23 protein-coding genes, 1 tRNA gene and 1 other RNA gene are annotated in these 24,845 nt (G+C 64.8%); 8 read left to right on the forward strand and 17 right to left on the reverse strand.

The features are described from left to right. Window positions 1-38 precede the first annotated feature (38 nt). Together AB0362_RS11150 and AB0362_RS11155 are read right to left on the reverse strand one after the other, a co-directional pair. Window positions 39-2,432, reverse strand: coding sequence for a helicase-associated domain-containing protein (locus tag AB0362_RS11150; RefSeq protein ID WP_366235617.1), 2,394 nt, complete (start codon window positions 2,430-2,432; stop codon window positions 39-41). Between the two features lie 51 nt (window positions 2,433-2,483). Continuing rightward, window positions 2,484-3,059, reverse strand: a complete 576-nt coding sequence (locus AB0362_RS11155; RefSeq protein ID WP_149407259.1) for an HhH-GPD-type base excision DNA repair protein — start codon at window positions 3,057-3,059, stop codon at window positions 2,484-2,486. A 450-nt stretch (window positions 3,060-3,509) separates the two neighbouring features. Here AB0362_RS11155 and AB0362_RS11160 point away from each other — a divergent pair, with 450 nt between their 5' ends. Beyond that, entirely contained in the window at window positions 3,510-4,580 is a 1,071-nt protein-coding gene (locus tag AB0362_RS11160) for a hypothetical protein (RefSeq protein WP_366235618.1), read from the forward strand. Between the two features lie 54 nt (window positions 4,581-4,634). Beyond that, a complete protein-coding gene (locus AB0362_RS11165) occupies window positions 4,635-5,108 on the forward strand; it encodes a DUF5956 family protein (protein WP_366235619.1) in 474 nt (157 codons plus the stop codon). Window positions 5,109-5,273: 165 nt separating this feature from the next. Here AB0362_RS11165 and AB0362_RS11170 read toward each other — a convergent pair whose 3' ends face one another. The 4 genes from AB0362_RS11170 to phoU all read right to left on the reverse strand — a co-directional run bounded on the left by AB0362_RS11170 (window position 5,274) and on the right by phoU (window position 9,805). Beyond that, a complete protein-coding gene (locus tag AB0362_RS11170) occupies window positions 5,274-8,009 on the reverse strand; it encodes a LuxR C-terminal-related transcriptional regulator (protein ID WP_366235620.1) in 2,736 nt (911 codons plus the stop codon). Beyond that, window positions 7,994-8,140 (reverse strand): hypothetical protein, encoded by a 147-nt coding sequence (locus tag AB0362_RS11175; protein WP_366235621.1) that lies wholly within the window; start codon window positions 8,138-8,140, stop codon window positions 7,994-7,996. Before AB0362_RS11175 ends, AB0362_RS11170 begins: the two co-directional genes overlap by 16 nt. 170 nt (window positions 8,141-8,310) lie before the next feature. Beyond that, window positions 8,311-9,114: a transglutaminase family protein gene (locus AB0362_RS11180; protein WP_068050450.1), complete on the reverse strand. Its 804-nt coding sequence runs from the start codon at window positions 9,112-9,114 to the stop codon at window positions 8,311-8,313. Window positions 9,115-9,151: 37 nt separating this feature from the next. After that, window positions 9,152-9,805 (reverse strand): phosphate signaling complex protein PhoU, encoded by a 654-nt coding sequence (gene phoU / locus AB0362_RS11185; RefSeq protein WP_068050449.1) that lies wholly within the window; start codon window positions 9,803-9,805, stop codon window positions 9,152-9,154. Window positions 9,806-9,906: 101 nt separating this feature from the next. On the opposite strand from phoU, the gene AB0362_RS11190 reads away from it, so the two are divergent. Further along, window positions 9,907-10,236, forward strand: coding sequence for a YnfA family protein (locus AB0362_RS11190; protein ID WP_068050448.1), 330 nt, complete (start codon window positions 9,907-9,909; stop codon window positions 10,234-10,236). Window positions 10,237-10,260: 24 nt separating this feature from the next. Here AB0362_RS11190 and AB0362_RS11195 read toward each other — a convergent pair whose 3' ends face one another. Both AB0362_RS11195 and AB0362_RS11200 read right to left on the reverse strand, forming a co-directional pair. Beyond that, window positions 10,261-11,505: a lipase family protein gene (locus AB0362_RS11195; RefSeq protein WP_149407253.1), complete on the reverse strand. Its 1,245-nt coding sequence runs from the start codon at window positions 11,503-11,505 to the stop codon at window positions 10,261-10,263. A 172-nt stretch (window positions 11,506-11,677) separates the two neighbouring features. Further along, window positions 11,678-12,349, reverse strand: a complete 672-nt coding sequence (locus tag AB0362_RS11200) for a TetR/AcrR family transcriptional regulator (protein ID WP_094671499.1) — start codon at window positions 12,347-12,349, stop codon at window positions 11,678-11,680. A 104-nt stretch (window positions 12,350-12,453) separates the two neighbouring features. On the opposite strand from AB0362_RS11200, the gene AB0362_RS11205 reads away from it, so the two are divergent. After that, complete coding sequence (locus AB0362_RS11205; protein ID WP_317549053.1) at window positions 12,454-13,971, forward strand: DHA2 family efflux MFS transporter permease subunit; 1,518 nt, start codon at window positions 12,454-12,456, stop codon at window positions 13,969-13,971. A gap of 60 nt (window positions 13,972-14,031) precedes the next feature. On the opposite strand, the gene AB0362_RS11210 is transcribed toward AB0362_RS11205, so the two are convergent. Both AB0362_RS11210 and ffs read right to left on the reverse strand, forming a co-directional pair. Continuing rightward, window positions 14,032-15,318, reverse strand: coding sequence for an aminotransferase class I/II-fold pyridoxal phosphate-dependent enzyme (locus AB0362_RS11210; protein ID WP_094638959.1), 1,287 nt, complete (start codon window positions 15,316-15,318; stop codon window positions 14,032-14,034). 53 nt (window positions 15,319-15,371) lie between these two features. Next, an RNA gene (gene ffs, locus AB0362_RS11215) (signal recognition particle sRNA small type) lies at window positions 15,372-15,466 on the reverse strand. A gap of 95 nt (window positions 15,467-15,561) precedes the next feature. Here ffs and AB0362_RS11220 point away from each other — a divergent pair. Continuing rightward, window positions 15,562-15,649: transfer RNA gene (locus AB0362_RS11220), tRNA-Ser, on the forward strand. A 218-nt stretch (window positions 15,650-15,867) separates the two neighbouring features. Here AB0362_RS11220 and AB0362_RS11225 read toward each other — a convergent pair. Beyond that, window positions 15,868-16,614: a 3-hydroxybutyrate dehydrogenase gene (locus AB0362_RS11225; protein ID WP_149407251.1), complete on the reverse strand. Its 747-nt coding sequence runs from the start codon at window positions 16,612-16,614 to the stop codon at window positions 15,868-15,870. Next, a complete protein-coding gene (locus AB0362_RS11230) occupies window positions 16,611-18,026 on the reverse strand; it encodes an MFS transporter (protein WP_094669902.1) in 1,416 nt (471 codons plus the stop codon). The genes AB0362_RS11225 and AB0362_RS11230 overlap by 4 nt, the downstream gene beginning before the upstream one ends. Before the next feature lie 137 nt (window positions 18,027-18,163). Here AB0362_RS11230 and AB0362_RS11235 point away from each other — a divergent pair, with 137 nt between their 5' ends. Together AB0362_RS11235 and AB0362_RS11240 are read left to right on the forward strand one after the other, a co-directional pair. Beyond that, window positions 18,164-19,072, forward strand: a complete 909-nt coding sequence (locus AB0362_RS11235) for a LysR family transcriptional regulator (RefSeq protein ID WP_149407250.1) — start codon at window positions 18,164-18,166, stop codon at window positions 19,070-19,072. A 31-nt stretch (window positions 19,073-19,103) separates the two neighbouring features. After that, window positions 19,104-19,826 (forward strand): hypothetical protein, encoded by a 723-nt coding sequence (locus AB0362_RS11240; protein ID WP_317549052.1) that lies wholly within the window; start codon window positions 19,104-19,106, stop codon window positions 19,824-19,826. Window positions 19,827-19,839: 13 nt separating this feature from the next. On the opposite strand, the gene AB0362_RS11245 is transcribed toward AB0362_RS11240, so the two are convergent. From AB0362_RS11245 to AB0362_RS11255, 3 genes are read right to left on the reverse strand one after another with little or no spacing between them, the layout of a single operon-like run. Next, the gene (locus AB0362_RS11245) at window positions 19,840-20,457 is read right to left on the reverse strand and encodes a dihydrofolate reductase family protein (RefSeq protein WP_317549051.1); all 618 of its coding nucleotides are present in this window, start codon (window positions 20,455-20,457) and stop codon (window positions 19,840-19,842) included. A gap of 33 nt (window positions 20,458-20,490) precedes the next feature. Next, on the reverse strand, window positions 20,491-21,357 hold the full coding sequence (locus AB0362_RS11250; protein ID WP_317549050.1) for an alpha/beta hydrolase: 867 nt from the start codon (window positions 21,355-21,357) through the stop codon (window positions 20,491-20,493). 59 nt (window positions 21,358-21,416) lie between these two features. Then, on the reverse strand, window positions 21,417-22,064 hold the full coding sequence (locus AB0362_RS11255; protein ID WP_317549049.1) for a class I SAM-dependent methyltransferase: 648 nt from the start codon (window positions 22,062-22,064) through the stop codon (window positions 21,417-21,419). Window positions 22,065-22,127: 63 nt separating this feature from the next. Here AB0362_RS11255 and AB0362_RS11260 point away from each other — a divergent pair, with 63 nt between their 5' ends. Beyond that, on the forward strand, window positions 22,128-23,564 hold the full coding sequence (locus AB0362_RS11260) for an FAD-dependent oxidoreductase (protein ID WP_317549048.1): 1,437 nt from the start codon (window positions 22,128-22,130) through the stop codon (window positions 23,562-23,564). On the opposite strand, the gene AB0362_RS11265 is transcribed toward AB0362_RS11260, so the two are convergent. After that, the gene (locus AB0362_RS11265; RefSeq protein WP_317549047.1) at window positions 23,536-24,147 is read right to left on the reverse strand and encodes a CDP-alcohol phosphatidyltransferase family protein; all 612 of its coding nucleotides are present in this window, start codon (window positions 24,145-24,147) and stop codon (window positions 23,536-23,538) included. The two genes, AB0362_RS11260 and AB0362_RS11265, sit on opposite strands and share 29 nt — an antisense overlap. Then, window positions 24,144-24,812, reverse strand: coding sequence for a VTT domain-containing protein (locus AB0362_RS11270; protein WP_317549046.1), 669 nt, complete (start codon window positions 24,810-24,812; stop codon window positions 24,144-24,146). Before AB0362_RS11270 ends, AB0362_RS11265 begins: the two co-directional genes overlap by 4 nt. Window positions 24,813-24,845: the final 33 nt, after the last annotated feature.

Consider the following 24,845-nt stretch of genomic DNA (forward strand, 5'->3'; position numbering starts at 1 on the left):
AAGGGTACCGGCGACCACGGACACAGTTGCATCGCCGGTCATTGTGCGGCGGTGGATACCGCTCTGATGTTCATGACGGCGAAGCTCTCGCGGCTTCCGGTCGATTCCGACAGCGCGTACAGCCAATGGCCGTCCTGCAACGCATCCGAGATCGCGTGCCGCACGATGGCTCCCCTGGAGTTCTGATAGTCGATCGTGACGGGCGTGCCGCGCGCTGCGGCGTCGGTCAACAGATCCAGCTCACGCGGCAACAGCCGGCTGTGGGAATCCAGCGCAGACCGAACTCGTGCCTCGTCGACGGTTCCGCCGCTGCCGGCCAGCAGGAGCCGCGCGAGCTCGCGTGGTTCGCGTCGGTGCCGTGCCGGGTGGACGGCACGATGCGTCGGCCGGGATTCCCCCGCGCGAATGCGAGGTGCGCTGTCGAGTTGGAGTTGCCCGGTGTCGGAGTGCCGCACCGGGGAGTATCCGTGCCTGCGGAGCACTGCGATGGTGTCGATCGGCGTGGCCGAACTGACCAGGACGGTGGGAGCGAGGCGCTGGAACTGCAGCACGGCCAGGGACTCGTCGGTCTCGATGTTCGTCAGCAGCACGACGTCCTCGGACACGATGGCGCAGGGAATTCTGCGCACGGCCAGTGCGCCGTAGGTACGCCAGCAGTCCCGGATCGTGTAGCTCAGAGCCTGGGGTACGTCGGTGTCGGCCATCGCGGTCAACGCATCGATCAGCTCGTCGCCGGTGCCGCCGGTGTCGAAGAACCCCCGGATGGTCGCAGGGGTGAACCGCCAGACCGATGCGACGTCCCTCGACTCGGGCTGCGCGGCCGCGCCGAGAATCGACGCCACCTCGGTACTGGGTGGTCCGGTCACCACCGCGGTGGAATCGGGCAACAGCCGAACGGAGAACGGAACCCACTCGGCCATGTCCTGCAACTGTGCGGCCAGAGCCGCACGGATTTCGCGCGGGTCACCGTCTCGACCCGCGGGGAACTCGGTGAGGGTGCGGCACAGATCGGTCGGTGCACCGTCGGCCAGTATCCCGAGTCGACTCGCCTCCAACCACAGCGCGTGCACGTGGCCGGGCCCGGCGCTCGTCGAGACGACCGGGATGTGCCAGTCCAGGTACCGGGCGAACTCCTCGGCATCCTGCAGAACCGTCACCGGCGAGGCGACGTCCTCGTATCGGAGCAGAGCTGTCAGCGCCGTCGCGCGCAGGTCCGCTGCCGCGGGGTCGTCGAGCATCTTCTTGAGCACGGGAACGGTCTTCTGGGATGCGCGGGGAACTCGGTGGGTGGGAGTGAAGGGCGAACTCCACCACGCGGTCACCAGCGTCGCCGCCTGTTCGGCTCGGGCGCTCGTCGACCATGTCTCGTAGGCCGAGGTCAACGCGACGCCGGTCTTTCCGCGTTCGGCCAGCAGCCCGGCTTCGCGTGCCAGCATCAACATCAACGCGGTGTCGTGTTCGTCGGCGAATCCCAACCTGCTCGTCAGCGACCGAAGTTCCTTGGCACTGACGCCGCCGGTCTTCATCGTCGTCAGGCCGTCGGCGTCGATGGCCGTCAGCAATGCCTGCGTGTGTTCGCAGAACTGCAGCAGTGCGATGGAACGAGTGCGCCGCACCTCGTCGTGCGAGAGCACGCGGGTGTCGAAAGTCGGCGGCGTGAGTTCGATGGGCAGACGCCACCCCTCCCCGCGCAGGGCGATGCTCACCTCCAGCGGCATCTCGACGCGGTGCCCGTCGAGTCGGTACAACAATCCCCGCTCGAAGGCAGGGGTCCCCGCGCTCGATGGAATGTCGAAGATAAGTGACACCGGTTTGCCATCGACGAAGCGAGACAACATCGCTCGCATCTCCTCCGACCCACCGTCGAACAGTTCACGGATGCGTTCGGGCGTCATCGCGGCTGCAACGGCGTCTGCGCGCGCCCCTCGCTCGAGCGCCGGGTCGATTCCGAGGATCGACAGCACAGCCAGCCGGTCCTGCTCGACGGCGCAGTGCAGGAACAGTTTTCGCTGCCTGCGGGCAAGTCCGAACGGATGCGAGAACACCCCGGACAGATCGATGGGTGAGTATTCGACGGTGCCTGCACCGGGCGAGGAGTGCGGCCAGATCAACCCGTAGGCCGTCAGTGTGGCGATAGCGGCATCGATGTGCGGCGTCTGGTTGATGGAGCCCTCACTCGCCCAGTGCCCGATCTCGGCTCGGCTCAGATCGCCCATGAGCGCGAACAATTCGAGGAGAGCGAGCGCGCCGCTGTCGAGTCGACGCGGCAGCATCGACACCCGAGACGGTGCACCGAGCAACTGCGCGAGCAAGCCGAACGAGCGCGGTGGCGGATCGGTGGCCACGTCCGGCCGACGATGCAGCAGATCGGTCAGTGCGTCCTCGTCGAGAGTCGCCAGCCAGCCCTCGTAGGTCTCGATACTGTCGGTCATTTCGCCCCCCGGTGAAAGTTCTGGCCACTGTATCGACGGGCACCGACAAACTTATTTGTTCTTGGCTGCGGCTTTCGCTGCCTTCTTGAATTCGCGCACCTCGAGCAGCGATTTCTCGTCCACCACGTCGGCGATGGATCGACGCGCACCGTCGTCGCCGTACGCTCCGGCGGCCTTGCGCCAACCGTCTGGCGTGACCCCCATCTGCTTGCCGAGCAGCGCGAGAAAGATGCGGGCCTTCTGATCGCCGTAGCCGGGGAGGGCCTTGAGACGCTTCAGTACTTCGGCACCGTTTGGATCGTCCCGAGTCCAGATCTCCTGCGGCTTGCCGTCGTAGTTCTCGACCAGGAACGCCGCGAGCCCCTGGATGCGCTTGGCCATCGAACCCGGGAACCGGTGGACGGCCGGGGTCTGCGCGCACAGGGCAGCGAACTCGTCGGGATCGGCGTCGGCGACGGTATCGACGTTCAGATCGCCGAGACGGTCGACGAGCTTCTTCGGTCCTGCGAACGCCGATTCCATCGGTACCTGCTGATCGAGCAGCATGCCGATCAGCAGCGCGAACGGATCCTCGGCGAGCAGTGCATCGGCCTCAGGATCGCCGACGAGGTGCAGTGTGCGGGACATGGCATCGATCTTGCCATGCACCTCCACCGTGGATGACGATCTGGACTCGGGAGATGGTGCAGTGGGACGGACACTGTTCGACGCATTCGGTGCCGACTTCACTCCGTGCCAGACGGGGAGAAAGAACGCGTAGCAACAACCGCAGTCTTTCGAATGAATACTTCGCTTCCATCAACGCATGTAGTCTTCAGAACACGGTGACCCGACGCCCGCCACGCCTCGTCGTGCGGCCTCCCCTACTGCGTCGGGAAATGCATGAACGCTTCGTCTCCACGCACCCTTCGAGTGTTTGTTGCAGGGTGGGTCATTCAGGATGGATCTTTTCCCCGCGCATCGGTCGGTGATCTCGCGGACGTCGCCCTCGAGCACTACTCGCTAGCGGATGCACCTAGCCCGTGCGACGAAACACGCACTGCCATAGCCAGACCCGCCTACGGCCGAGCACCCAGCATGCACCGCGATGGGCGTCTACTCTGGCTTCATCTCGTCTACGGCGACGGCTGGAGCGCCCAGTGGTGGACCGACGAGCCCACCACTGGCGAGGTCACTCTGACCGGAACGTTCAACGCGATGCTCACCGACTTCGGCGTGGACGCGCCACCCCGCGTCCACGGTCGCATCCGCTCGATGCATCTCGTCGACCAACAAGTTCGACCGACAGAAAACGGCTGGACCACCATTGATGGAACCAACCAGCTCACTGAGATCGATGCCATTCCCGTCGCACACGAATGGTGGCCGTCCAAGGACACCGAAGACGGCGGCTTCGTCGCGTCGGGTGTACTGATCGACATCGATCTCGACGACAACCCCTCTTCGCTCAGACCGTTCGTAGCTGGAGCTGTGACGATCAGGGGAAATTCGATCTGGGTCATGCACTCGTCGGACCCGGTTCTTCTGCAGGTCGATACGGCGGGCGCAGTTCCGGTCGTCACTCGCTACCTGCTGCCGCTGACCATCGAACCTTCGGTCGACCGCTGGTCGCGTCGGATACACGCGATCGACGACGGCTTCTGGATCACCTCCGAGCACGATATCCACCTGTGCACCATTTCTCCCGAGGGTGAGCTGAACATCGAGCGATACACCACGGAAGGCAGCTGGACCACAACAGTCCACGAGGGACAGCTGTATCTCCTGGTGAGGACACGGTCGTCGATGAACAGCAACCGACGCCATGGAGTGATCAGAACTTACCCGGACGAGCAGCGAGTTCGATTGTTGAACAGAGTTACCCGACGCCTCACTCCCGTCGACGGACCCGACGACATCCGGTTTATTCGAGCAGACCGCGCTACGGCGGTCGACGGCACGCGGTGGTGCGTCGACGGCACAACTATGTTGCGCCGCATCGACTCCGACGGTACGGCGTCGAAGATCGACCTGACAGCCGAGTCAGCGACGGTCACCGTGCGATCGACAACACCGGATGCTTTTGCCGACCCTGCCAATGCCGACGTCGTCGCCACTATCACGGTCGACTCCTCGCATTTCGTTCCAAAAAGACCACCGAACCCGTAACCAACGAGTCGATCGTTGATAGTAGATTTCGGGCGACCCGCAGAGAGGTACAACATGGCGCAGTACTGGGGCGACTTTCCGTCGTCCGCCGCTGAGGACGAGATTCCTGACGTGCTGCCGGCGGGTCGGTACGTCAGCGTGATACCCAACGGGCACGGTGCACTTACGGCATGGATCGCAGGACCTCAAAGATGTTATCGAACAGCGCATCCCGCAACCGCGCACGGGCCGGTAAGAGTGACACGCGGCCACCCTGGCAAGGTGCCCGAGGAAGTCTGGTACGAACCCTTCACCGAAGCCGATTTACAGCAAGAAAACGACGACATCAATTCGTATCTCGCGGAGGCCGGCATCCGCCCGCGCCCACGCGGATACAAGTGGCACGTCCTGGTGCCCGACAACATTTCCGATGGCAAGGCGCTCGAGGACGCGTTGAAAGAGAAAAACCTCTACATCGATCCTGCCGAAGTACGCGAGGCGATAGTGCGGCTGTACAACGCCTTGCTCCACTCACATCCGCCGAAATAGAGGGTGTCGGTTCGACGCCTCACGTAGACGACCCCGAAAAGAGCATCGATTCGTTCGTTGGGCGCGTGCGAATCTGCCCGTTACACCACACCAGCCACGTGCCCACGCCGACGAGCGTTGCTCAAACCGATTCGTTCTCGCAGCCCGGAGCCCCGCCGCCCCGCCCTATTCACTCGACTTCCCTTTCGCGAATCGCGCTGCCTCCGTGCGGTTCTGGGCTCCGAGTTTGGTCAGCACATTCGACACGTGCACGCTGACGGTCTTGACGCTGATCACGAGTCGCTCGGCGATCTGCTTGTTGGTGCATCCCTCGCCGAGCAGTTCCAGAACGTCCCACTCGCGTCGAGTCAGCAGGTGCGCGCCTGCGGGTCGACGTGTATCGCCGAGTCGCACGGTGACCCCGAGTCGGTCGTAGATCGCGATGGCCTCGTCGGCCGCGTGTGCGGATGCCGACCGGTCACCCGCCGCCTCGAGGGCTTCGGAGAGCGACTGCAGCGCCCGGGCGCGCTCGAACGGCTGAATTGCGAACGCGTCCACGGCCGCACGCCATGCCGCCACTACGGAGGCGGCGTCCCCGTATCCGCAATTGAGCCGCAGGTGACCCAACTCGGCCTCGCCTCGCCGTATCCAGGCGGTCGACTCCCAGCCGTAGGACGGGCTGGAACTCGCTGTGCGTTCGATCTCGGAGTGCAGGCGTGATCCGATGTCCAATGCGGCCTGCGCACCGATGACGGCAGACCCGCGGCGCGCCGCTTCCATCCCCAGTACCGACAGTCTGATGCGCCCGCCGAACCATGGGTTGTGCCATTGCGCACCCACGGTGGCGACAGCGTCTTCTATGCAGGTGATCACTTCGCTGAACCGCCCGTTGCACAACGCGGTATAGGCAACAGCTGCGCTCCTCAGAATCGTGATGAAGCCATCCTGAGACTCGTAGGGGCGCACGCGTTCGATGTCGGCCGCGAGCTCCTCGTCCCCGATCGCGGCTCGAATCTGAAATCCTGCGCACAGCTGCTCGGCCGAACCCAAAGGTGGTGCGGCCGATTCGATCCGAGCCAAGTCGGCAAGGGCCAGTGTCCAATCACCCGAGTAGTACCGCGCGTTCGCAAGCTGGACCCGTGCCCCGACTCCGTAAGGCGTCCATTGGCGGCCCGTGGAACGAGCGATCTCGACTGCCTCCTCGAACGATTCCTGGGCCGACAGGAAATTGCCGTCGTCGAATTCGACCATTCCGAGATTGAACTTGCTGCGCAGTAGATCCCCGATGTCACCGCTTTCTCGCGCGAGTGCGGCGGTACGAACGAGGAGCGTGCGCGACGCCGCGGGGTCATTATGGCGTCCGTGCAAGCGTGCCAGCGTAATTCGCGCATCTGCCGACCGCCCCGGATCGCCGAGGGACTCTGCAATACGCACAGACTCCTCAGCCCAGGCGAGCGACTGATCTTCCCTGCCCAACGAATCGGTTATCCGGGCACCGAGAGCGGTCAATTGCACCCTCCATGGGGCGAATTCCTCCGCTTCCGCGATGATCAACGCTTGCTCGACGGCCACCAGGGCCGAATCCTCACGTTCGATCGCCAGAGCCGAAGTCGCCTCTGGGTGCAACAAGTCGAGTCGATCGGGGATCGACAACGCATCCCCACCCCGTTCCAGTTCGGCACGGACCACAGAGAGCGCCCGCAGGTCTTGCCCTGCTGTCGTCGACGCCACCGCGTACTCCAACACCAGTGCCGTTTCCGTCGGCTCCCATTGCGACTGTCGCAGTTCCAGTGCGGCGGCGAGGTGAGCCATGGCTTCAGCAGGTGCCGCCAGCGTCATCGCCTCGCGGCCCGCATCGACGTGGGCTCTGAACGCCTTCGGCAGATCGTGGGCCAATCCTGCGTGTCGAGCCAGGTCCGCGGCAGCGCCACGATGCCGGTGTTCGGTGAGCGTGTCGACGAAAGAAGCGTGCAACCTCGCACGACGGCCGGGCAGGACGTCGTCGTAGATGGCTTCGGCCAGAAGCGCGTGCCGAAAGACGTAGTAGAAGTCGGTGGTCTCCACGAGCCGGGCGTCGACGATCTCGCGGATCACGTGTTCGAGTCGGTCCTCGTCCAGACCGGTCACCTCTGCCAAAACCTCGTGCGCGACGCGGGGGCCACCCACCGCCATCGTTTCGGCTACCGACTTCGCCGTGGGCGACAAGGCGTCGAGCCGGACCAGCAGTAGCTCGGCAAGGCCGGGCGGAATCGACGATCCCGGACGCTGGCCGGCAGATACGAGTTCCTCGATGAAAAACGGATTGCCACCCGATCGCTCCACGATGACGTCCCGGGATGCCACATCCGTTGCCGCGGGAAGCGAGTCGAGGAGGCGGTACGACGATTCGGCATCGAGAGCCGGCAGGTCGACTCGACGGACGTAGCTCAGACGTGCCCACTCGGAGAGCGACTGTCGGAGTGGGTGTTTGCGATGCAGATCATCACTACGATACGAGATCATCAGTGCAACACGAGTTTTCGCGAGTCTCGACAGCAGAAATGTCATGAGCTCACGGGTGGAGGTGTCCGCCCAGTGCGCATCCTCGACGATAAGGACCGCCGGGCGGTCGGCCCCGGCTGCAGTCAGCGCAACCAGGGCAGCATCGAACAGTTCGGTCCGTGTGGTGTGCGGGAGTGGACCGAACAATTCGGTGAACGCGAGATACGGAATGCCGACCTCACCGAGGTCCAAGCACCGCCCGACCAATACCCGAGTTGCGCGTGCTTCCGCATTGCGTCGCAATTCTGCCAGCAGTCGCGTTTTGCCCACACCGGCGTCGCCGGACACGACGGCCGCGGCAGGTACGCCTCTGGCAGCGTCCGCGACGACCTGTTCGAGCGCTGCAAGTTCGGCGTCCCGTCCGATCAGAGTGCGAGCCACGCCAACAAACTACGCCGCGCTCGTGGCCGGCCGTCGTCCTGTGCACGCCTGCGCACCCGGCGGTCGTACGCTCGCAGCGAATCCGCAACACGGCGTTCGTGATCGGCCAGAACTTCGTAGGTGGAGTACATGGACCCACTCTGGCTCCGCCGCACCGTCCACACATCGGGCGAGTTCCCTATCTTCGGGCGAACCCTCGTGCGAGGGAGCCCTAGGGAAACAGTTTCGCGCGGCCGCGGCCTGACGCGGCCCGACTCGACACGATCAGGTGCCAGGAGTGAAGCCCGCAGGAGCGACCCAGTTAGGTGATCGACACCAACTGCGTGATGTCGTCGAAGGGCAGCGGTCCGTCGACGACGGCTCCGACGACGGCGCTGTTGAGGATGATCGATCCGCCGTGGTTGTCGAGGAAGGCGGTGTCGGATGCGTCGCGTCCGGTGGCGATGCGCACCAGGGTCGATCGCGGGGCGAGGCAGGTCGCGTCCACCACTCGCCACTGGCCTTCGACGAATGCTTCGGCGACCGCATGGAAGTCCATGGGATCGCAGCCCGGCGCGTACACCGCGACCAGGCGAGCAGGGACGTTGACGGCACGCAGCAGCGCAACCACGAGGTGGGTGTAATCGCGGCAGACGCCGGCACCGGCAAGGAGGGTGTCGACTGCGCCGTCGATGGGGTCGCTGCTGCCCGGTACGTAGCTCAGCCGCGCGCCGACCCACGAGGACACCTCGGCGAGCAACTTCTCCGACGGCGGGTAAGAGCCGAATTCCGTTGCTGCGAAGCCGAAGAACTTGTCGGCTTCGGCGTAGCGGCTGGGCCGCAGGTACAGCGAGAGGTCGTAGTCGGAGACCGGAGCGGGCTCGGTGTTTCCGTAGATGGTCGCCGAGTACGACGCCTCGAGCTTGCCGACGCCGGCGTGAATCTTGTGGATGCGGGTGCCGTGAGCACCGCTGATCTCCTGCGCCTCGATCGGCTGACCGTCGAGTGTGAACGAGAGTGCTTCCCACACATCGGTTCCTGGATGCGGTGCAATTGCGATCTGGAACTCGAGGGTGCTGGCCTCGGTCACGTCGACATCGAGGTACGCAGAGACATCACGTTTCATCGTGCCGATCCTGCCATCTTCGAGCCGTTCGCGCAGACTATGACTCGTCGGTGGGGCGATCGCCGGTCACCAGGAAGATGACTCGTTTGGCGACCTCGACGGTGTGGTCGGAGTATCGCTCGTAGAAGCGCCCGAGCAGCGTGATGTCCACTGCGGCAGGAACGCCGTGCGGCCAGTCGGGCGCGGAGGTCAGCATGAACAGGCTGCGGTGCAGCGCGTCCATCTCCTGATCCTGAATTCGCAGGTCGGCGGCGAGTTCGGCGTCTCGGGTCTCCAGGACGCGTTGCGTGGACTCGGCCTGCGCGACGGCAACGCGACCCATCTGCTCGAACACGCCCTCGACCTCGGGCGGCAGTACGTGCGCGGGATGGCGACGGCGAACCAGTTCGGCGATGTGCACGGCCAGGCCCCCCATGCGCTGGAGATCGGCGACGATGTTGATGCCCGAGACGACGCGTCGTAGATCGTGGGCAACGGGTGCCTGCAGGGCCAGGAAGCCGAAGGCTCCGTGCTCCCATTCGACTGCGAGCATGTCGATTTCTTCGCGGTATTCGATGGTCTGCTCGGCGAGAACGATGTCTGCCGTCAACAACGATCGAGTCGCGTCCGCCATCGCCTTCTCAGCGATTCGCGACATTTCGGACAAATTCGACGCCAGCGAATCCAATGTCTCGGCGTAACTGTCCCGCATGAAGTACTCAACCCCTACCGTTCGGCCCTGTTGGGCCTGTAGGCCTTACCCCCGAACACTTGTTTCTACACCTCCCACGGCGCTGTGCGACGCTGAACGCCATGACTGTGTTGAAGTCGATAGTGCTGTTCGGCGTCGCCGCTCTGTTCGAGATCGGCGGAGCATGGTTGGTATGGCAAGGAATTCGAGAGCATCGCGGGTGGCTGTGGGCCGGAGCCGGGGTGATCGCTCTCGGCGCCTACGGCTTCGTGGCGACTCTGCAACCCGACGCGAACTTCGGCCGGATTCTGGCGGCGTACGGCGGGGTGTTCGTCGCGGGATCGTTGCTCTGGGCAATGGTGGTCGACGGTTTCCGACCCGACCGGTGGGACATCACCGGAGCGTCGATCGCACTCATCGGCGTCGCGGTGATCATGTACGGCCCGCGCTGACTCACGCGGGCCGTACCGAGAAGATCAGCAGTTGGACGGCGCGGGCACCCCGTAGAACCGGTCCTTGATCCAGTTCTGCGCCTCGCCGAGGCCGAGGATATCCGGAATCAGGTGTCCGGCACCCGAACCCGGCACGATGGCCGGAACCTGCGCGGCGCTCAGTTGCACGGTGGCACCCTTGCCGCACCAGTCACCGGCCAGTCCGACGGCCTGTCCGTGGGGAACGATGTCGTCGGACGTACCGGACTGAATCAGCACCGGGGCATTCGGCGTCCGCTCACCGATCTTGTTCTTGGCCAGGATCTCCTGAGCGACCGGCAGCCTGTCCAGCACCACCGAGAGCGGCTCGCCGGTCTTGGTGTACTCGTTGGTGCGGTGCAGCCCGACGTTCAGAATCGTTTCCCCCACACACTGATTCGCGACCAGATTCAGCATGGCCTTGCCTGCGTCGTTGATGTTCTCGTCGATGATGGGCTGGAGACCCGGATCGGAGTTGAGCAGACCGTTGAGGGTGTATCCGATGACTCCGGTGAGAATGGTGCCGTCGACCTGCTCGAGGGTCGCCTTCAGATCTGCGGGAGGTGCGCCGGCGTAGGTGCCGACGAGGTTCATCTCGGGTGCGTACTCATCGGCGAGTTCCGCTGCAGCAGCGGCTGCTCCGCCGCCCTGCGAGTAGCCGTACGCGGCCACCGGGCCGTCGGCGGAAATCTTGGTGCCCTGCAGGTTCTGTGCGGCGCGGGCCGCGTCGAGCACAGCGTGAGCTTCCGACGCGCGGTTGACGTACGTGTGCGCACCCGGCGTACCGAGGCCCTCGTAGTCGGTGATGACCACGCCGTAACCCTGCGAGAGCAGCGAGTATGCCGCGAGCACCTCGTACTCGACCATGAAGCCGAGCGGCGGAGTGTAGGTGATGACGTTGTTGAGCATCTTCGACGGCGCGCACTGATCGCCCTGTCCCTGGGTTCCCGGGGCGAGGACGACGAGCGGACGCGGGCCGGGCCCGGTCCACTCCGCGGCGGGATCGATGTAGGTTCCCGTGACAGCATTGGCTTCGCCGTTGGAATCGTTGCTGCGGTACATGATTCGGGTTGCCGCACCGGGCAGTGGGCCACCGATCCCGGGAACCGACAGCGCGAGATGCGAGGGCTCGGACCGGATCACGTCACCCGGGGAGCCTGCGGGGAGCGGGCTCGGTGGAATGTAGAAATCGGATTCGACGGTCGATCCCGTCGAGGGTGCCGCTGACACCGCGGGTGCCGTCACCCCCATGAATACTGCTGCTACCGCCACAGCCGACCCGAACACGCGCTTGCAACGCACCTGATAACCCCCAACGTCGATCACTTGACTTCAAGTGAGCGCTACCCCGTGTAGCACTTATCGTGACGCACCTTACGTGATGCGTCACACAACGCATAGGGCTAGTTCGGTGTCCTCACGATCAGCGTCGACGACGATGCATCGCCGTCTTGGCCGCATCGACCTCGTCGCTGGTGAAGGGCCGCCCCGGCAGCGTCGACCTTGGAACGCCGTCGCCGCGCAGACCGTCGAGCAACACGGTGAAATAGCGTCGCCAGTTCGACGCGTCGACGGTGCTGGAGAATTCGACGCTCGCGCCGATCATGCCGAGCACCGGATAGAAGTCGTTGACGGCGACGTCGGGCCGAAGCTGACCGGATGCCAGTGCTCGTTCGACGATCTTCTCGAAGAACGGATCGATGCGCGAGCGAACCTGAGCGATCCCTCGGCAGCCCTGATCGGACCCGAGTACGACGTCTCCGAGACCGCGATCGAGTGCCATTCCCGCGCACACATCGCCGAGGAACTGCACCAACCCGTCCCACGGATCCTCGGCTTCGAGCGCCCGTTCGGCGGTCGCGAGCATGTCTTCGAGACGCTGCTCGAACACGCCGTCGATCAGTTCTTCCTTGCACGAGAACCGCCGATAGACGGTGCCGACGCCCACCTTGGCGTGCGCCGCGACGTCGTCGAGCGTGATGTCGATGCCGTGTGACGCGAACAGTTCGCGGGCCGCGTCGACGATGCGACGTCGATTGCGTTCGGCATCAGCCCGAAGTGGCTTCGATGCCGCTGTGTCCGCTCTCACACTCATTCGATGTCCGTTTCACCCGATAAGCGGAGGACATTCCTCCACTTCGCTGCTACCTTGTTCTACAACCGGAGGGTACACCTCCGCATAGTCGAACCGAGGACACTATGACCGCCCTTTCATCGGAGAACGTGGGCGACGCCACGTCGAACACCACGCCGGTCGACGAACGTTCGCATCGGAATCGTTGGCTGATTCTCGCGACGCTCGGGCTGGCTCAGCTCATGGTCGTGCTCGACGCGACCATCGTGAACATCGCACTCCCCGCCGCCCAGCTCGACCTGGGCTTCGACAACGCCGACCGCTCCTGGGTCGTCACCTCGTACGCACTCGCGTTCGGCAGCCTGCTGCTGCTCGGTGGACGACTGAGCGACCTCTTCGGACGACGCAACACCTTCCTCATCGGGCTCGTCGGTTTCGCGCTGATGTCGGCTGTGGGCGGCGCGGCCGTCAACTTCGGCATGCTGGTCGCGGCTCGCGCCGGTCAGGGTGTCTTCGGCGCTCTGCTCGCCCCCGCGGCCCTGTCCCTGTTGGCCACCACCTTCACCGACACCAAGGAACGCGCCAAGGCATTCGGCATCTTCGGTGCCATCGCCGGCGGCGGCGGCGCTCTCGGCCTGCTGCTGGGCGGCATGCTCACCGAATGGGCCAACTGGCGCTGGAGCCTGTACGTCAACCTGATCTTCGCCGCACTCGCCTTCGTCGGCGGGTTCCTGTTCCTGGCCAAGCACAAGGTGGACGTCCGCCCCAAGCTCGACATCCCCGGCACCCTCGCCGTCTCGGCCGCACTGTTCTCCATCGTCTACGGCTTCGCTCACGCCGAGTCCGACGGCTGGGGCAACTCGGTCACCCTCGGATTCCTGGCCGCCGGTGTCGTACTGCTCGCAGTGTTCGTGACCATCCAGATGCGCGTCGAGCATCCGTTGTTGCCGTTGCGGATCGTGCTGAACCGCACTCGTGCGGGATCGTTCCTCGCTGTATTCGTCACCGGCGCAGGCATGTTCGCGGTGTTCCTGTTCCTGACGTACTACCTGCAGAACACGTTGAAGTACACGCCCATCACCACCGGGTTCGCCTTCATGCCGATGATCGCGTCGCTGATCCTCACGGCGACGCTGTCCACGGCGCTGATCCTGCCTCGCTTCGGACCCCGCATCCTGATGACGACCGGCCTGGTCGTGGCCTCGATCGGCATGGCACTGCTGACGCAGATCGACGTCGACAGCAGCTACGTCACGCACATCCTGCCCGGCCTGGTCATCATGGGCCTCGGGCTCGGAGCCACCATGGCCCCGGCCATGCAGGGCGCAATCTCGGGCGTCGACCCCGACGATTCCGGTGTCGCATCGGCAACGGTGAACACGATGCAGCAGGTGGGCGGCTCGATCGGCACGGCGCTGCTGAGCACCGTGGCAGCCAATGCGGCGACCAGCTACGTCAGCTCGAACATGGCGACGGCAACCGATGTGGCACTGCTACAGGCCAACGCGGAGATCGCCAGCTACACCACCACGTTCTGGTGGGCGTCGGGAATCTTCCTGCTCGGCGCGGTGCTGTCGGCAACGCTGCTCAAGAGTGGGCCACTGCCGTCGGCACCCGAAGGTGCGGTAGTCGTCGGGCACTGAGCGGCTTCGCCGCATGTGAGCGGAACCTCGTAGCCTGCTACGAAGTTCCGCTCACGTGCGTCAGCCTTCGAGCAGCTTCTCCGTCGCGGCCAGCAGAACGCAGGTCGCGACGCCGTCCATCGACTTCTCCAGCTCACCGAGTGACGGGAAGCTCGGGGCGAGGCGAATGTTCTTGTCTTCCGGATCTTTTCCGTACGGGAAGGCCGAGCCGGCGGCCGTCAGAGCGATTCCGGCTTCCTTGGCCAGCGCGATCGACCGCGCGGCCGTGCCCTCGAGCACGTCGAGGCTGATGAAGTAGCCGCCCTTGGGCTCGGTCCAGGATGCAATCTTCGACGCACCGAGCCGGTCCTCGAGGATCTGCTGCACCAGAGCGAACTTGGGGGCCAGGATCTCGCGATGCTTGGCCATGTGGGCCCGCACACCGGCGGCATCGCCGAAGAAGCGCAGGTGCCGCAGCTGGTTCAACTTGTCCGGGCCGATGCTCTTCTTGCCGAAATGCTTCTGGTACCAGGCGAGGTTCTCCTCGGAACTGCCGAGGAAGCTGACCCCGGCACCGGCGAACGTGATCTTCGAGGTCGACGCGAACACGAACGGGCGGTTGGGGAACCCGGCCTCGGCGGCCATGCCCAACACGTCGTACGACGGCGCGAATTCCTCGGTCAATGGATGCACCGCGTAGGCGTTGTCCCAGAACAGTCGGAAATCGGGTGCGGCCGCAGGCATGGTGGCCAGCGCGCGAACGACGTCCTCCGAGTAGACGGCACCGGTGGGGTTCGCGTAGTTCGGCACCACCCACATGCCCTTGATCTGCGGATCCGACGCCACCAGGTTGGCGATCTCGTGCACGTCCGGGCCGTCGGGTCCCATCGGAACCGGGATCATCTCGATGCCGAAGCTCTCGGTGATCGCGAAGTGCCGGTCGTAGCCGGGCGAAGGGCAGAGGAAGCGCACGTTCGGCTCGGCCGACCAGGCGCGAGGGGAATCGGGCAGCCCGTGCAGCAGCGCCCAGACCACCAGGTCCTGCATGATCTCGAGGCTGGCGTTGTTGCCGGCGAGCAAGTTCTTCACCGGGATGCCGAGAAGTTCACCGAAGATGGCACGCAGTTCCGGCAGGCCCGCGAGGCCGCCGTAGTTGCGGCAGTCGGTGCCGTTGCCGTCCTTGTAATCCGCACCCGGAAGCGTCAGCAGGTCAGCAGCGAGATCGAGCTGCTCGGGCGACGGCTTGCCGCGGGTGAGATCGAGAGTGAGCTTCTCGGCTTTGAGCTGCGTGTACTTCGCGCTCTGCCGCTCGTGCTCGGAGGCAAGCTCCTCATGGTTCATCAGACCCAACTGGGTTTGCGCTGGCATGCGGAGCGGCCTCTCGGTGACGGGTTCCCCGGACAGTGTCGATGTCACTGAAATAAAGGGGACCCCGCGCACCCGGCAGAGCCCATTGACCCTTGCTGCCTTCCGGCCCTGGGGGAGTTCACAGGATGCGCGCCGCGCGGGATCCGTTAGGAAGTGTAGCCGCCTCCCGTCCGACATCACATCACCACCCTTCGCGCCTCCCGATTTGGGAGATGGTGGGGGTAACCGGGTAAGCTCCCCCACGGAGGATTCGCCTAGTGGCCTATGGCGCTCGCCTGGAACGCGGGTTGGGTTAACGCCCTCAGGGGTTCAAATCCCCTATCCTCCGCCAGAGAAGCCCCCGTGACATGTCACGGGGGCTTCTTGCTGTTCGAGGCGAGATTGTTCACCCGCCCGCTCTGGTTCGCGCCCACCCCGTTCGCGTCAATGGACCACTGCACCGGTCAGACGTAGGCAGTGGTCCATCCACCCAGTTCACGTCTCCGCGTCGATGTCACATTGACGCGGCCAGACGTATGCAGTGGTCCATTGACGCGGGGCGGGGCCGAACTATCGAGCCGACCAACCACCGTCCATGGTGTATGACGCTCCGGTCACCATGCCGGCGTTTTCGGAGGTCAACCAGCCCACCAGTGAGGCGACTTCGGCCGGTTCGACGAGTCGCTTGATGGCCGCCTCGGTCAGCAGAACTTTCTCGAGTACCTCGTTCTCGGGGATGCCGTGTGCCTTGGCCTGGTCTGCGATCTGTGTTTCCACCAGCGGCGTTCGGACGTATCCCGGGTTGACGCAGTTGCTCGTCACACCGTGGGCGGCACCTTCGAGAGCCGTCACTTTCGACAGTCCTTCGAGTGCGTGTTTCGCGGTGACGTAGGCGACCTTGAATTCCGAGGCACGCAGTCCGTGCACCGAGGACAGGTTCACCACCCGACCGAAACCGCGAGAGTACATGTGCGGCAACGCAGCTCGGACCAAAAGGAACGGTGCCTCGACCATCAGCGTCTGGATTCTGCGGAATGCGCCCGGGTCGAAGTCGACGATCGGTGCGACGGTCTGGATACCCGCATTGTTGACGAGGATGTCGACGTCCAACCGAAGGTCGTCCAACGCGGTGGTGTCGAGCAGATCCACCGACCAGACGTCTCCACCGATCTCCGACGCCAATTCCTTTGCGGCAACGTCGTTCACATCGGCGACGGTGACGCGGGCACCGCGACCGGCGAGCTCGCGTGCACACGCGGCCCCGATGCCGGACGCTCCCCCGGTGACGAGGGCGGAGCGTCCGTTCAGGTCGGTCATCGCTGTGCAGTCTTGTCGAGCAGACCGGCCTTCGCCAGCTCGGCCTCGGTGGCCAGGTTCTTGGCGTCGGCGATGTCGATGCTTTCCAGCGCCAGTCCCTTGGTCTCCCGAGCGACGACGACGGCCACGACGGTGATCGCGCAGGCCACGGCCAGGTACACCGCGATCGGGACGGACGAGCCGTAGATGTCGAGCAGCTTGACCGCGATGATCGGGGCCAGCGAACCGGCGACGATCGAGGTGACCTGGTAGCCGAGGGACACACCGGAGTACCGCATCCGCGTCGGGAACATCTCGGCCATGATGGCCGGCTGCGTGGCGTACATGAAGGCGTGGAACATCAGACCGATGATGATGGCCAGCATGATGACGACGTTGTGGCCGCTGTTCATCATCGGGAAGGCGAAGAAGCCCCACGTTGCTGCGGTGACGGCTCCGGCGAAGTAGACCGGGCGACGTCCGACGCGGTCGGCGAGCTTGCCCACCAACGGAATCGTGCAGAAGTGAATCGCGTGGGCGATGAGCATCCACCACAGGATCGTGGAGGTGTCGGTACCCACCTCGACCGACAGGTACGTGATGGAGAAGGTGACGACGAGGTAGTACATGACGTTTTCACCGAAGCGCAGTCCCATCGCGGTGAACACGCCACGCGGGTAACGCTTGACGACCTCGAAGACGCCGTACGACGCGGCCTTGATGACCTCGGCCTGCTTGTGTGCCTCGAGGAAGATCGGGGCGTCGGAGACCTTGGTGCGGATGTAGTAGCCGACGAAGACGATGACGGCGGAGAGCCAGAACGCGACGCGCCAGCCCCAGCTGAGGAAGGCTTCGTCGGACAGTGTGGTCGTCAGGACGAGCAGCGCGACGGTGGCGAGCAGGTTGCCTGCGGGGACGCCGGCCTGCGGCCAGCTGGCCCAGAATCCGCGGGACTTGTTCGGGCTGTGTTCTGCGACGAGGAGAACCGCGCCGCCCCATTCGCCGCCGACGGCGAAGCCCTGGATGAATCGCAGGGTCACCAGCAGTCCCGGTGCCCAGTAGCCGATGGCCTCGAAGGTCGGTAGGCAGCCCATGAGGAACGTGGCTCCGCCGACGAGGACGAGGCTGAACTGCAGCAACTTCTTTCGGCCGTACTTGTCGCCGTAGTGGCCGAAGACGATGCCGCCCAACGGACGTGCGACGAACCCGACGGCGTAGGTGACGAAGGCCGCGAGGATCGCGTCGAGCTCACTGGTTCCGGCAGCGAAGAAGATCTTGCTGAACACCAGCGTTGCGGCGGTGCCGTAGAGGAAGAACTCGTACCACTCGACGATGGTGCCTGCCATCGACGCCCCGACGACCTTCTTCAGGCCTGTGGGCGTGGCATCGGGATCCGGTTCTGGTCGTTCTGTCAGCGGCTGATCGACGCTCATGTTTTCTCCTGTGTTACTCAGCACGTCACGTTCATGCATGTGATGGACCACACAACTGCGGGTTGCTCTGAGTATTGGTGCAGATGTTTGTGGGCGCAAGAGCCATGAACGCAGGTCGGATCTGCAAAACTGCACACATGACGCTCGGTGGCGCGAAGATCCCCAGTGCAGACGACCTGCTGGTGCTGCTCGCTGTCAGTCGTACCGGTCGCTACAGCTCCGCCGCCGACGACCTGGGCATCAACCACACGACCATTTCCCGACGCATCGCCGCACTCGAGGACACGCTCGGCGGCCGGGTTCTCACCCGTGGTGCCGGTGGCTGGGAACTGACACAGCTTGGCCGCGGCGCACTGGCCGCGGCGGAGGCCGTCGAGGATGCGCTGCGCACCCTCGTCTCGAGCGATGTCGGCGCGTTGGAAGGCGTCGTACGAATTTCGGCGACCGACGGATTCAGCGCCTACATCGCGGCTCCGGCCGCGGCGCGGGTGCAGCGCGCTCATCCGCGGGTGTCCGTGGAAATCGTGGCGGTCACCCGGCGCGCGTCGCAGCAACGATCGGGCCTGGACATCGAGATCGTCGTCGGCCAACCGCAAGTGCATCGCGCCGAGGCCATCCGGCTCGGGGACTATCTACTCGGCCTCTACGCATCCGAGGACTATCTGGAGGACCACGGAACTCCGCAGGTGCCGGCCGACCTCTCCGCACACCCGTTCATCTACTTCATCGATTCGATGCTGCACGTCGACGATCTCGATCTGGCCCCCAACTTCACCCCGACGATGCGCGAATCGGTCACCTCCACCAACGTCTTCGTCCACGTCGAGGCCACCCGCGCATCCGCGGGCATCGGGCTGTTGCCGTGCTTCATGGCCGACCGCCACCCCGACCTCCGACGAGTCCTGCCCGACGCCATCGCCGTGAAACTGACCTACTGGCTCGTCACCCGTACCGAAACACTGCGACGGCCGGAGGTGTCGGCGGTGGTCGACGCCATCCGGGCCGTCGTCACCGAACAGCGCTCGGCACTGCTGGGTGAACACTGAATACCTACGTCCCATAAGGAGAGTCCCCCCGATGACAGATATCGAGTTCTATTTCGATCCGGTGTGCCCGTTCGCCTGGATGACCAGCAAATGGGTTCGCAAGGTCCAGGCCCAGCGCGACTACACCGTCGACTGGCGGTTCATCTCGCTGCGACTGCTCAACTCGCACATCGACTACGACGCGCACTTTCCACCCGAGTACGAGGCCGGGCACACCGCGGGTCTGCGGCTGTTGCGGGCTGCTGCCGATATTCGTCGTGAGCACGGGTCGGCCGCGATCGGGCCACTGTACGAGGCCCTCGGCACCCACATCTTCGACACCGAGGTCGTGCCCGACGACGCTACGAGCCACGGCCATCGCGGCACCGCAGAATTCCTCGGGCCGATCCTCGAACAACTCGGACTGCCCACCCGTCACACTGCAGCACTGGATGATTCGTCCCTCGACGACGAGATCCAGGCCGAAACCGATCATGCTCTCTCACTGACCGGCAAGGACGTCGGCACCCCCATCATCGCCTTCGAGCCGCCGGACGGCGTCGCGTTCTTCGGGCCGGTGATCAGCCGTCTACCCAGCGACGAAGAGGCAGTGCCACTGTGGGACAACGTGATCGGACTCGCTCGCTTCCCCGGATTCGCCGAGATGAAGCGCAGTCTGCGTGAGCTCCCCCAGCTGAAGGCGCTGGGCGTTCAGGAGGACGAGGCGGGCGTGCAGCAGGACTGGCACGGTGGGAGCCGACGCCAGAAGAAGTGAGTTACCCGCAGAATTATTCGCCCAGAACATCGTCCATGTTGCCGACTTCCGGGGTTCCGGCATCGAGGCCGTAACACAGGTAGACAGTGCCTTTGTCACCGACAGCCGGTGGCACGAGCAACGTCAGGTTACTGGGCACGGTGCCGTCGGCGAAGACTCTCTTTCCCACTCCGAGCAGGATGGGATGCACCCACAGATCGAGTCGATCGAAGAGCTTCTCGCGCAACAGAGTCTGAACCAGATCGAGGCTTCCGACGACCTTGATGTGGTCGTGTCGATCTCGGATTTCGCGCACCGCGCCGACCAGGTCCGGTCCGAGTTGAGTCGAACCGTCCCACCGCAGATCGGGTGTGCCGCGCGAGGCCACGTATTTCGGTATGGCGTTGAACAACGTTGCGAACGAGCCTTTTTGGTTCGGCCAGTACGCGGCGAAGATGTCGTAGGTGTGCCTCCCGAGCAGGAGCGCGTCCGTGCCCTCGTATGCGGCGTCGACCTGCGCTCCGGAGACCTCGTCGAGCAGAGGAACCTGCCAGCCACCGTAGGGGAAATTCTCGGGATCTTCCTCGGGGCTTCCGGGTGATTGTGCGACGAGGTCGAGGGTGGCGAACAGCTCCAACGTGATGAGGCCCATGATTGCTCCTGGTTTTGTAGGACGGAATCTCTTTCAGATCAATACTTTTCGTAGTGTCTCGGCGAATTCGGTCGGCTTTCCCGTTTGGCCGAATTCGCCGCCGAGGAAGCCCGAGTGGCCGCCGGGAAAGACGATCGGCTCCGATCCGAGGAGCGCTGCAGTCGAATACGCTGCGCGAGCCGCGATGTGACCGTCCTCGGGACCGCCGGATTCTTCCCCTACGCCGATCACCACCGCGGTGGGAGCAGCGCGCAATGCATCGACATCCGGCGCGAAATCGACGCCTCCCCCGCGCATGTTGGACATCAGGGCATCGTCGCGGGTTCCGTCGTCCTCGGTCGGAAGGCCGAACTGCGCCGGGTCCGGTGCCGGGCGAGCGAAGAACGCATCGTCGATGGGGCCTACGTGCATCAGCAGCGACATGAATTCGGCCATGGCCGGGCCTCGGCCGTGAGCGTCGTACGTGGCCACCATGTGTGCGCACACCGCCGCAATGTTCTCGTGGTCCGGCAGAGTGCCTCCGGCGGGCGGTTCGTGGGCCACCAACGTCCGAACGTCGGACGGGTACTTGCTGACGAGAACCAGCGCATTGACCGCGCCCCCGCTGGAGGCGAAGACATCGACAGGACCGTGGCCGACGGCGGTGAGCACTGCATGCAGGTCGTCGGCATGTTCGCCGACGGTGACCGCCGCGGTCGCGTCGTCTCGTCGACTACGTCCGACATTTCTCGGGTCGTAGGTGACGACCACCCGGTCGCGGAAGTGCGATGCCAACGTACCGAACCCACTGGCATCCATCGGTGAGCCGATGAGCACCAAGGGCGTGGCCCCGGGCTCGAGCTCGCCGATCACGTCGTAGGTCAGGGTCGCACCGCGAACGGAAACGGTCTGTGTCGTCATGATCAGGTGGACCTCGGCGCGAGCAAAAACTCACCGGTCGTCACGCAGGCGAGCGTCGGTTACGAACTCGGCGCTGCTGGGCGAGATACAACAGTCCCGACGCGAACCTGGATGTGGCCGCCGCGAACGGAGCGAGTCGACAGATCATGCAGCCGTGGCGTCATCGTCGTCCACGGATGTGCCTCGATGTCTGACCCTCCGAGTCGGCAGGCAAGCTTCGCCAGCGGGGTCCACACCGCCGCCCGTCCGACGGGTCGCTGCATATCGACGACGGCCACGGCACCGCCCTCGCGAGTGTGCGCGATCATCGAGTCGAGAGCCGCCTGCCACGGCGTCATCAGCGAGAGCGCATACGTACTCAGCGCAGCATCGAACTCAGCCTCGCCCAGATCCGCGCTGGTGAGGGCCGTGGCGTCGGCGGCGACCAGCGTGACGTTGTCCCAGCCGGCTCGGTCGGCTCGCCGCCTGGCCTGTTCGAGCATCTGTGAGCTCGCGTCGACTCCGGTGATCGAGCCGGTCGGTCCGATCATCCGCTGCAAACCGGCGAAGTTCAGACCCGTACCGCAGCCGAGGTCCAGAACATGGCTTCCCGCAGGCAGATTCAGCAGCTCGAACGCCGACTCCCGACCGGCTCGATACACCGGCCATTCGAAGGAGATCACGTCGTACAGGCGGGCCGACATCGTGTATTTCGTCGGTCGTCTCATGTCGGGTCTCTCCAGGGCGCGGGCGTAGTGGGAAGTATGGGAATCCGTCGTTCGTCTTCGAGTGTGCCCGAGAACCGTGCCGACGTGGTCGTGGTGGGCGGCGGCACCGCCGGCATCGTGGCGGCGAAGACCGCAGCTGGCTTCGGCGTTCGCGTCGTGCTGATCGAGCGCGAACGCACCGGCGGCGATTGCCTCTGGACCGGATGCGTTCCGTCCAAAGCACTGCTCGCGGCGGCCTCGGCGGCACAGACGGTTCGATCCGCGTCCCGCTTCGGCATCGTCACCCAGCCACCGATTGTGGATTTCGCACGCGTTATGCAGCACGTACACGGCTCGATCGCCGAGATCGCGCCGATCGATTCGCCGGAGGCACTCACCGAAGCCGGGGTGGACGTGATCAGTGGCGACGCCGTTTTCACGGGTGCGAACACGGTGAAAGTCGGAACGCGGATACTGCATTTCGGTCAGGCAATCGTGACCACCGGCGCGCATCCCACGGTGCCGGCGATCGACGGCATCGACAACGTGGACTATCTGACCAGTGACACCCTGTGGGATCTGAAGGACTTGCCGCAGCGACTGCTCATAGTCGGTGCCGGTACGGTGGGTTGCGAAATGGCGCAGGCATTCTCGCGTCTCGGATCGGACGTCACCCTCGTCGGACGGTCGGCCACGATCCTTCCCCGCGAGCATCCTGAGGCCTCGTCGATCCTGACGCAGGCGTTGACCGACGAGGGCGTGCGCGTGCTGACCTGCACCACCGTCGTGCGCATCGCCGACGGCTCGGCCGTGACCGATACGGGTGTCGAGATCCCATTCGATCGAGTGCTCATCGCCACCGGACGGACTCCGAGAACCGCGTCGCTCGGCTTGGACGCGGCCGGTGTGAAACTGAACGACAACGGATTCGTGCAGGTCGACGAGCATCTGCGAACCACCAATCCTCGCATCTGGGCGGCCGGAGATCTCACCGGTCATCCTCAGTTCACGCACACTGCGGGTGTGCACGGCAGTCTGGCTGCGAGCAATGCGGCACTCGGTCTGAACCGAAAAGTGAGTACGACGGGAACTCCGCGGGTGACGTTCACCGATCCCGAGATCGCCTCGGCGGGAATCGATGTGCGGACCGCTCGCAGTCGCGGACTACGGCTGCAAATTCTGGACCACCACCACGTCGATCGCGCCGTCACCGAGAAAGCTACGAACGGATCGACGACGCTGGTGCTCGATGCCAAGCGTCGCATCGTCGGGGCGTGTGTGGTGGGACCGCGAGCGGGCGAGACGATCGGCGAGCTGATCATCGCCATCGAGCAGGGGCTGCGTACCCGTGACCTAGCCGGAGCCACCCATCCGTATCCGACGTACAACGACGGACCGTGGAACGCGGCGATAGCAGACGTGAAGGCGCAGTTGGGTTCTCCGGTGATTTCCCGAGCAACGACCGCACTGGCGAAAGTGCGCGGCACGTGGATCAGGAGAGCGCGCGATACCCAGCGATGATTCGCTGGGTGGAGCTCACCGCGACCACCGCCGCCCAGACCACCGCGATCTGCCACGAGATACCGGGCAGCAGTAGCCAGAGACTGTGCACCGCAATGGTTTCGGCACCCTCGGCCAATCCGCCCAGGAACGACAGCGATCGACCGTCGTCGATGGTACGACCGGTGCGCTCGGCGATCGAGGAGAACGCCAGGAACGCGGTGCCGTTGATGTAGTACGCCAACAGCACCAGCAAGAACGGCCACCAGGGGGCGTCGTATCCGGCCGAGGCACCGACCGCGACGCCCACCACCGTGGTGCCGTACACCACGAAGTCGGCGGTGATGTCGAAGAATCCGCCCGCACCAGCCGTATTGGAACGCCTACGCGCAAGTGGCCCGTCCAGGCCGTCGGCGATGCGGGAGACGATCCACAACACCAAGGCGAGCAACCAGAACTGCAGCCCCGCGGCCAGTGCACTGCCGAGGCCGAGCACCAGTCCAGCGGCGGTGATGCGGTCGGGTGTGATCGCGGGGCGGTCGAGGGCCCGGGCACAGCGATCGAGCGGGCTTTCGAGGTGGCGACGCAGAAAGCTGTCGATCATTCGGCAGCGCCGGTGAGACCCAGGCGGCGTGCCAACAGCGCCGAACCGGCCGCGATAGCCAGTACTGCGAGCAATGCGATGGCGAACGGCCACGAGAATGGAGACGTTCCGTAGGCCCCGAGCGCGGTGTAGGCGACAGTCGCCGGCACGATGCCGACCATCGTGCCCACCACGTAGTCACGTTGCCCCACCGCGCTGACTCCGGCCGCGTAGTTGACCAAGGAGAACGGCAGCGGCACCAGACGCACGAGTAGAACCGAGAGCAATCCACGTCGTCCGAGCATGGCGTCGAGCCGGCGGAGCCTGTCCCATTCGGTGCGGGCCACCTGGCCGCGTCCCAGCGCCCGCGCTCCCCAGTACCCGAGATACGCCCCGATCGTGGCGGCGAACACCACGACGGTTGCGCCCACCGCCAATCCGAACAGCAGTCCCGACGCGATGGTCAACGTGCTGGCGGGGAACGGAGTGGCCGACAGGACGGCATAGAGCACCACGAACAGCGCGATGCCCCACGGCCCGGCCGATGCGACTCGGTCACGGATTAACGACGGATCGGGTAGGTCGACGGTGCCGAGCACGATCACCAGAGCGATGACGACCACGGCAGCCGCGAGCAATTTCAGGGTGGTGCCGCGGCGACTACGCGTCGGGCGGTCCTGCGTCACGGTGTGTGCCTCTCGTCCGGCGGTCAGGATCCA

Origin of the sequence: Rhodococcus sp. NPDC079359, from assembly GCF_040702585.1 — a bacterium.
Lineage (GTDB): Bacteria > Actinomycetota > Actinomycetes > Mycobacteriales > Mycobacteriaceae > Rhodococcoides.

What these genes read in the sequence shown, in the direction of transcription:
- AB0362_RS11235 (WP_149407250.1), top strand. Translation starts at nt 18,164, where the DNA reads ATGACGCTCGGTGGCGCGAAGATCCCCAGTGCAGACGACCTGCTGGTG.
- AB0362_RS11150 (WP_366235617.1), bottom strand. Translation starts at nt 2,432, where the DNA reads ATGACCGACAGTATCGAGACCTACGAGGGCTGGCTGGCGACTCTCGAC.
- AB0362_RS11160 (WP_366235618.1), top strand. Translation starts at nt 3,510, where the DNA reads ATGCACCGCGATGGGCGTCTACTCTGGCTTCATCTCGTCTACGGCGAC.
- AB0362_RS11225 (WP_149407251.1), bottom strand. Translation starts at nt 16,614, where the DNA reads ATGACCGACCTGAACGGACGCTCCGCCCTCGTCACCGGGGGAGCGTCC.
- AB0362_RS11230 (WP_094669902.1), bottom strand. Translation starts at nt 18,026, where the DNA reads ATGAGCGTCGATCAGCCGCTGACAGAACGACCAGAACCGGATCCCGAT.
- AB0362_RS11255 (WP_317549049.1), bottom strand. Translation starts at nt 22,064, where the DNA reads ATGAGACGACCGACGAAATACACGATGTCGGCCCGCCTGTACGACGTG.
- AB0362_RS11165 (WP_366235619.1), top strand. Translation starts at nt 4,635, where the DNA reads ATGGCGCAGTACTGGGGCGACTTTCCGTCGTCCGCCGCTGAGGACGAG.
- AB0362_RS11210 (WP_094638959.1), bottom strand. Translation starts at nt 15,318, where the DNA reads ATGCCAGCGCAAACCCAGTTGGGTCTGATGAACCATGAGGAGCTTGCC.
- AB0362_RS11200 (WP_094671499.1), bottom strand. Translation starts at nt 12,349, where the DNA reads ATGAGTGTGAGAGCGGACACAGCGGCATCGAAGCCACTTCGGGCTGAT.
- AB0362_RS11250 (WP_317549050.1), bottom strand. Translation starts at nt 21,357, where the DNA reads ATGACGACACAGACCGTTTCCGTTCGCGGTGCGACCCTGACCTACGAC.
- AB0362_RS11180 (WP_068050450.1), bottom strand. Translation starts at nt 9,114, where the DNA reads ATGAAACGTGATGTCTCTGCGTACCTCGATGTCGACGTGACCGAGGCC.
- AB0362_RS11240 (WP_317549052.1), top strand. Translation starts at nt 19,104, where the DNA reads ATGACAGATATCGAGTTCTATTTCGATCCGGTGTGCCCGTTCGCCTGG.
- AB0362_RS11245 (WP_317549051.1), bottom strand. Translation starts at nt 20,457, where the DNA reads ATGGGCCTCATCACGTTGGAGCTGTTCGCCACCCTCGACCTCGTCGCA.
- phoU (WP_068050449.1), bottom strand. Translation starts at nt 9,805, where the DNA reads ATGCGGGACAGTTACGCCGAGACATTGGATTCGCTGGCGTCGAATTTG.
- AB0362_RS11265 (WP_317549047.1), bottom strand. Translation starts at nt 24,147, where the DNA reads ATGATCGACAGCTTTCTGCGTCGCCACCTCGAAAGCCCGCTCGATCGC.
- AB0362_RS11175 (WP_366235621.1), bottom strand. Translation starts at nt 8,140, where the DNA reads ATGTACTCCACCTACGAAGTTCTGGCCGATCACGAACGCCGTGTTGCG.
- AB0362_RS11205 (WP_317549053.1), top strand. Translation starts at nt 12,454, where the DNA reads ATGACCGCCCTTTCATCGGAGAACGTGGGCGACGCCACGTCGAACACC.
- AB0362_RS11190 (WP_068050448.1), top strand. Translation starts at nt 9,907, where the DNA reads ATGACTGTGTTGAAGTCGATAGTGCTGTTCGGCGTCGCCGCTCTGTTC.
- AB0362_RS11155 (WP_149407259.1), bottom strand. Translation starts at nt 3,059, where the DNA reads ATGTCCCGCACACTGCACCTCGTCGGCGATCCTGAGGCCGATGCACTG.
- AB0362_RS11195 (WP_149407253.1), bottom strand. Translation starts at nt 11,505, where the DNA reads ATGGGGGTGACGGCACCCGCGGTGTCAGCGGCACCCTCGACGGGATCG.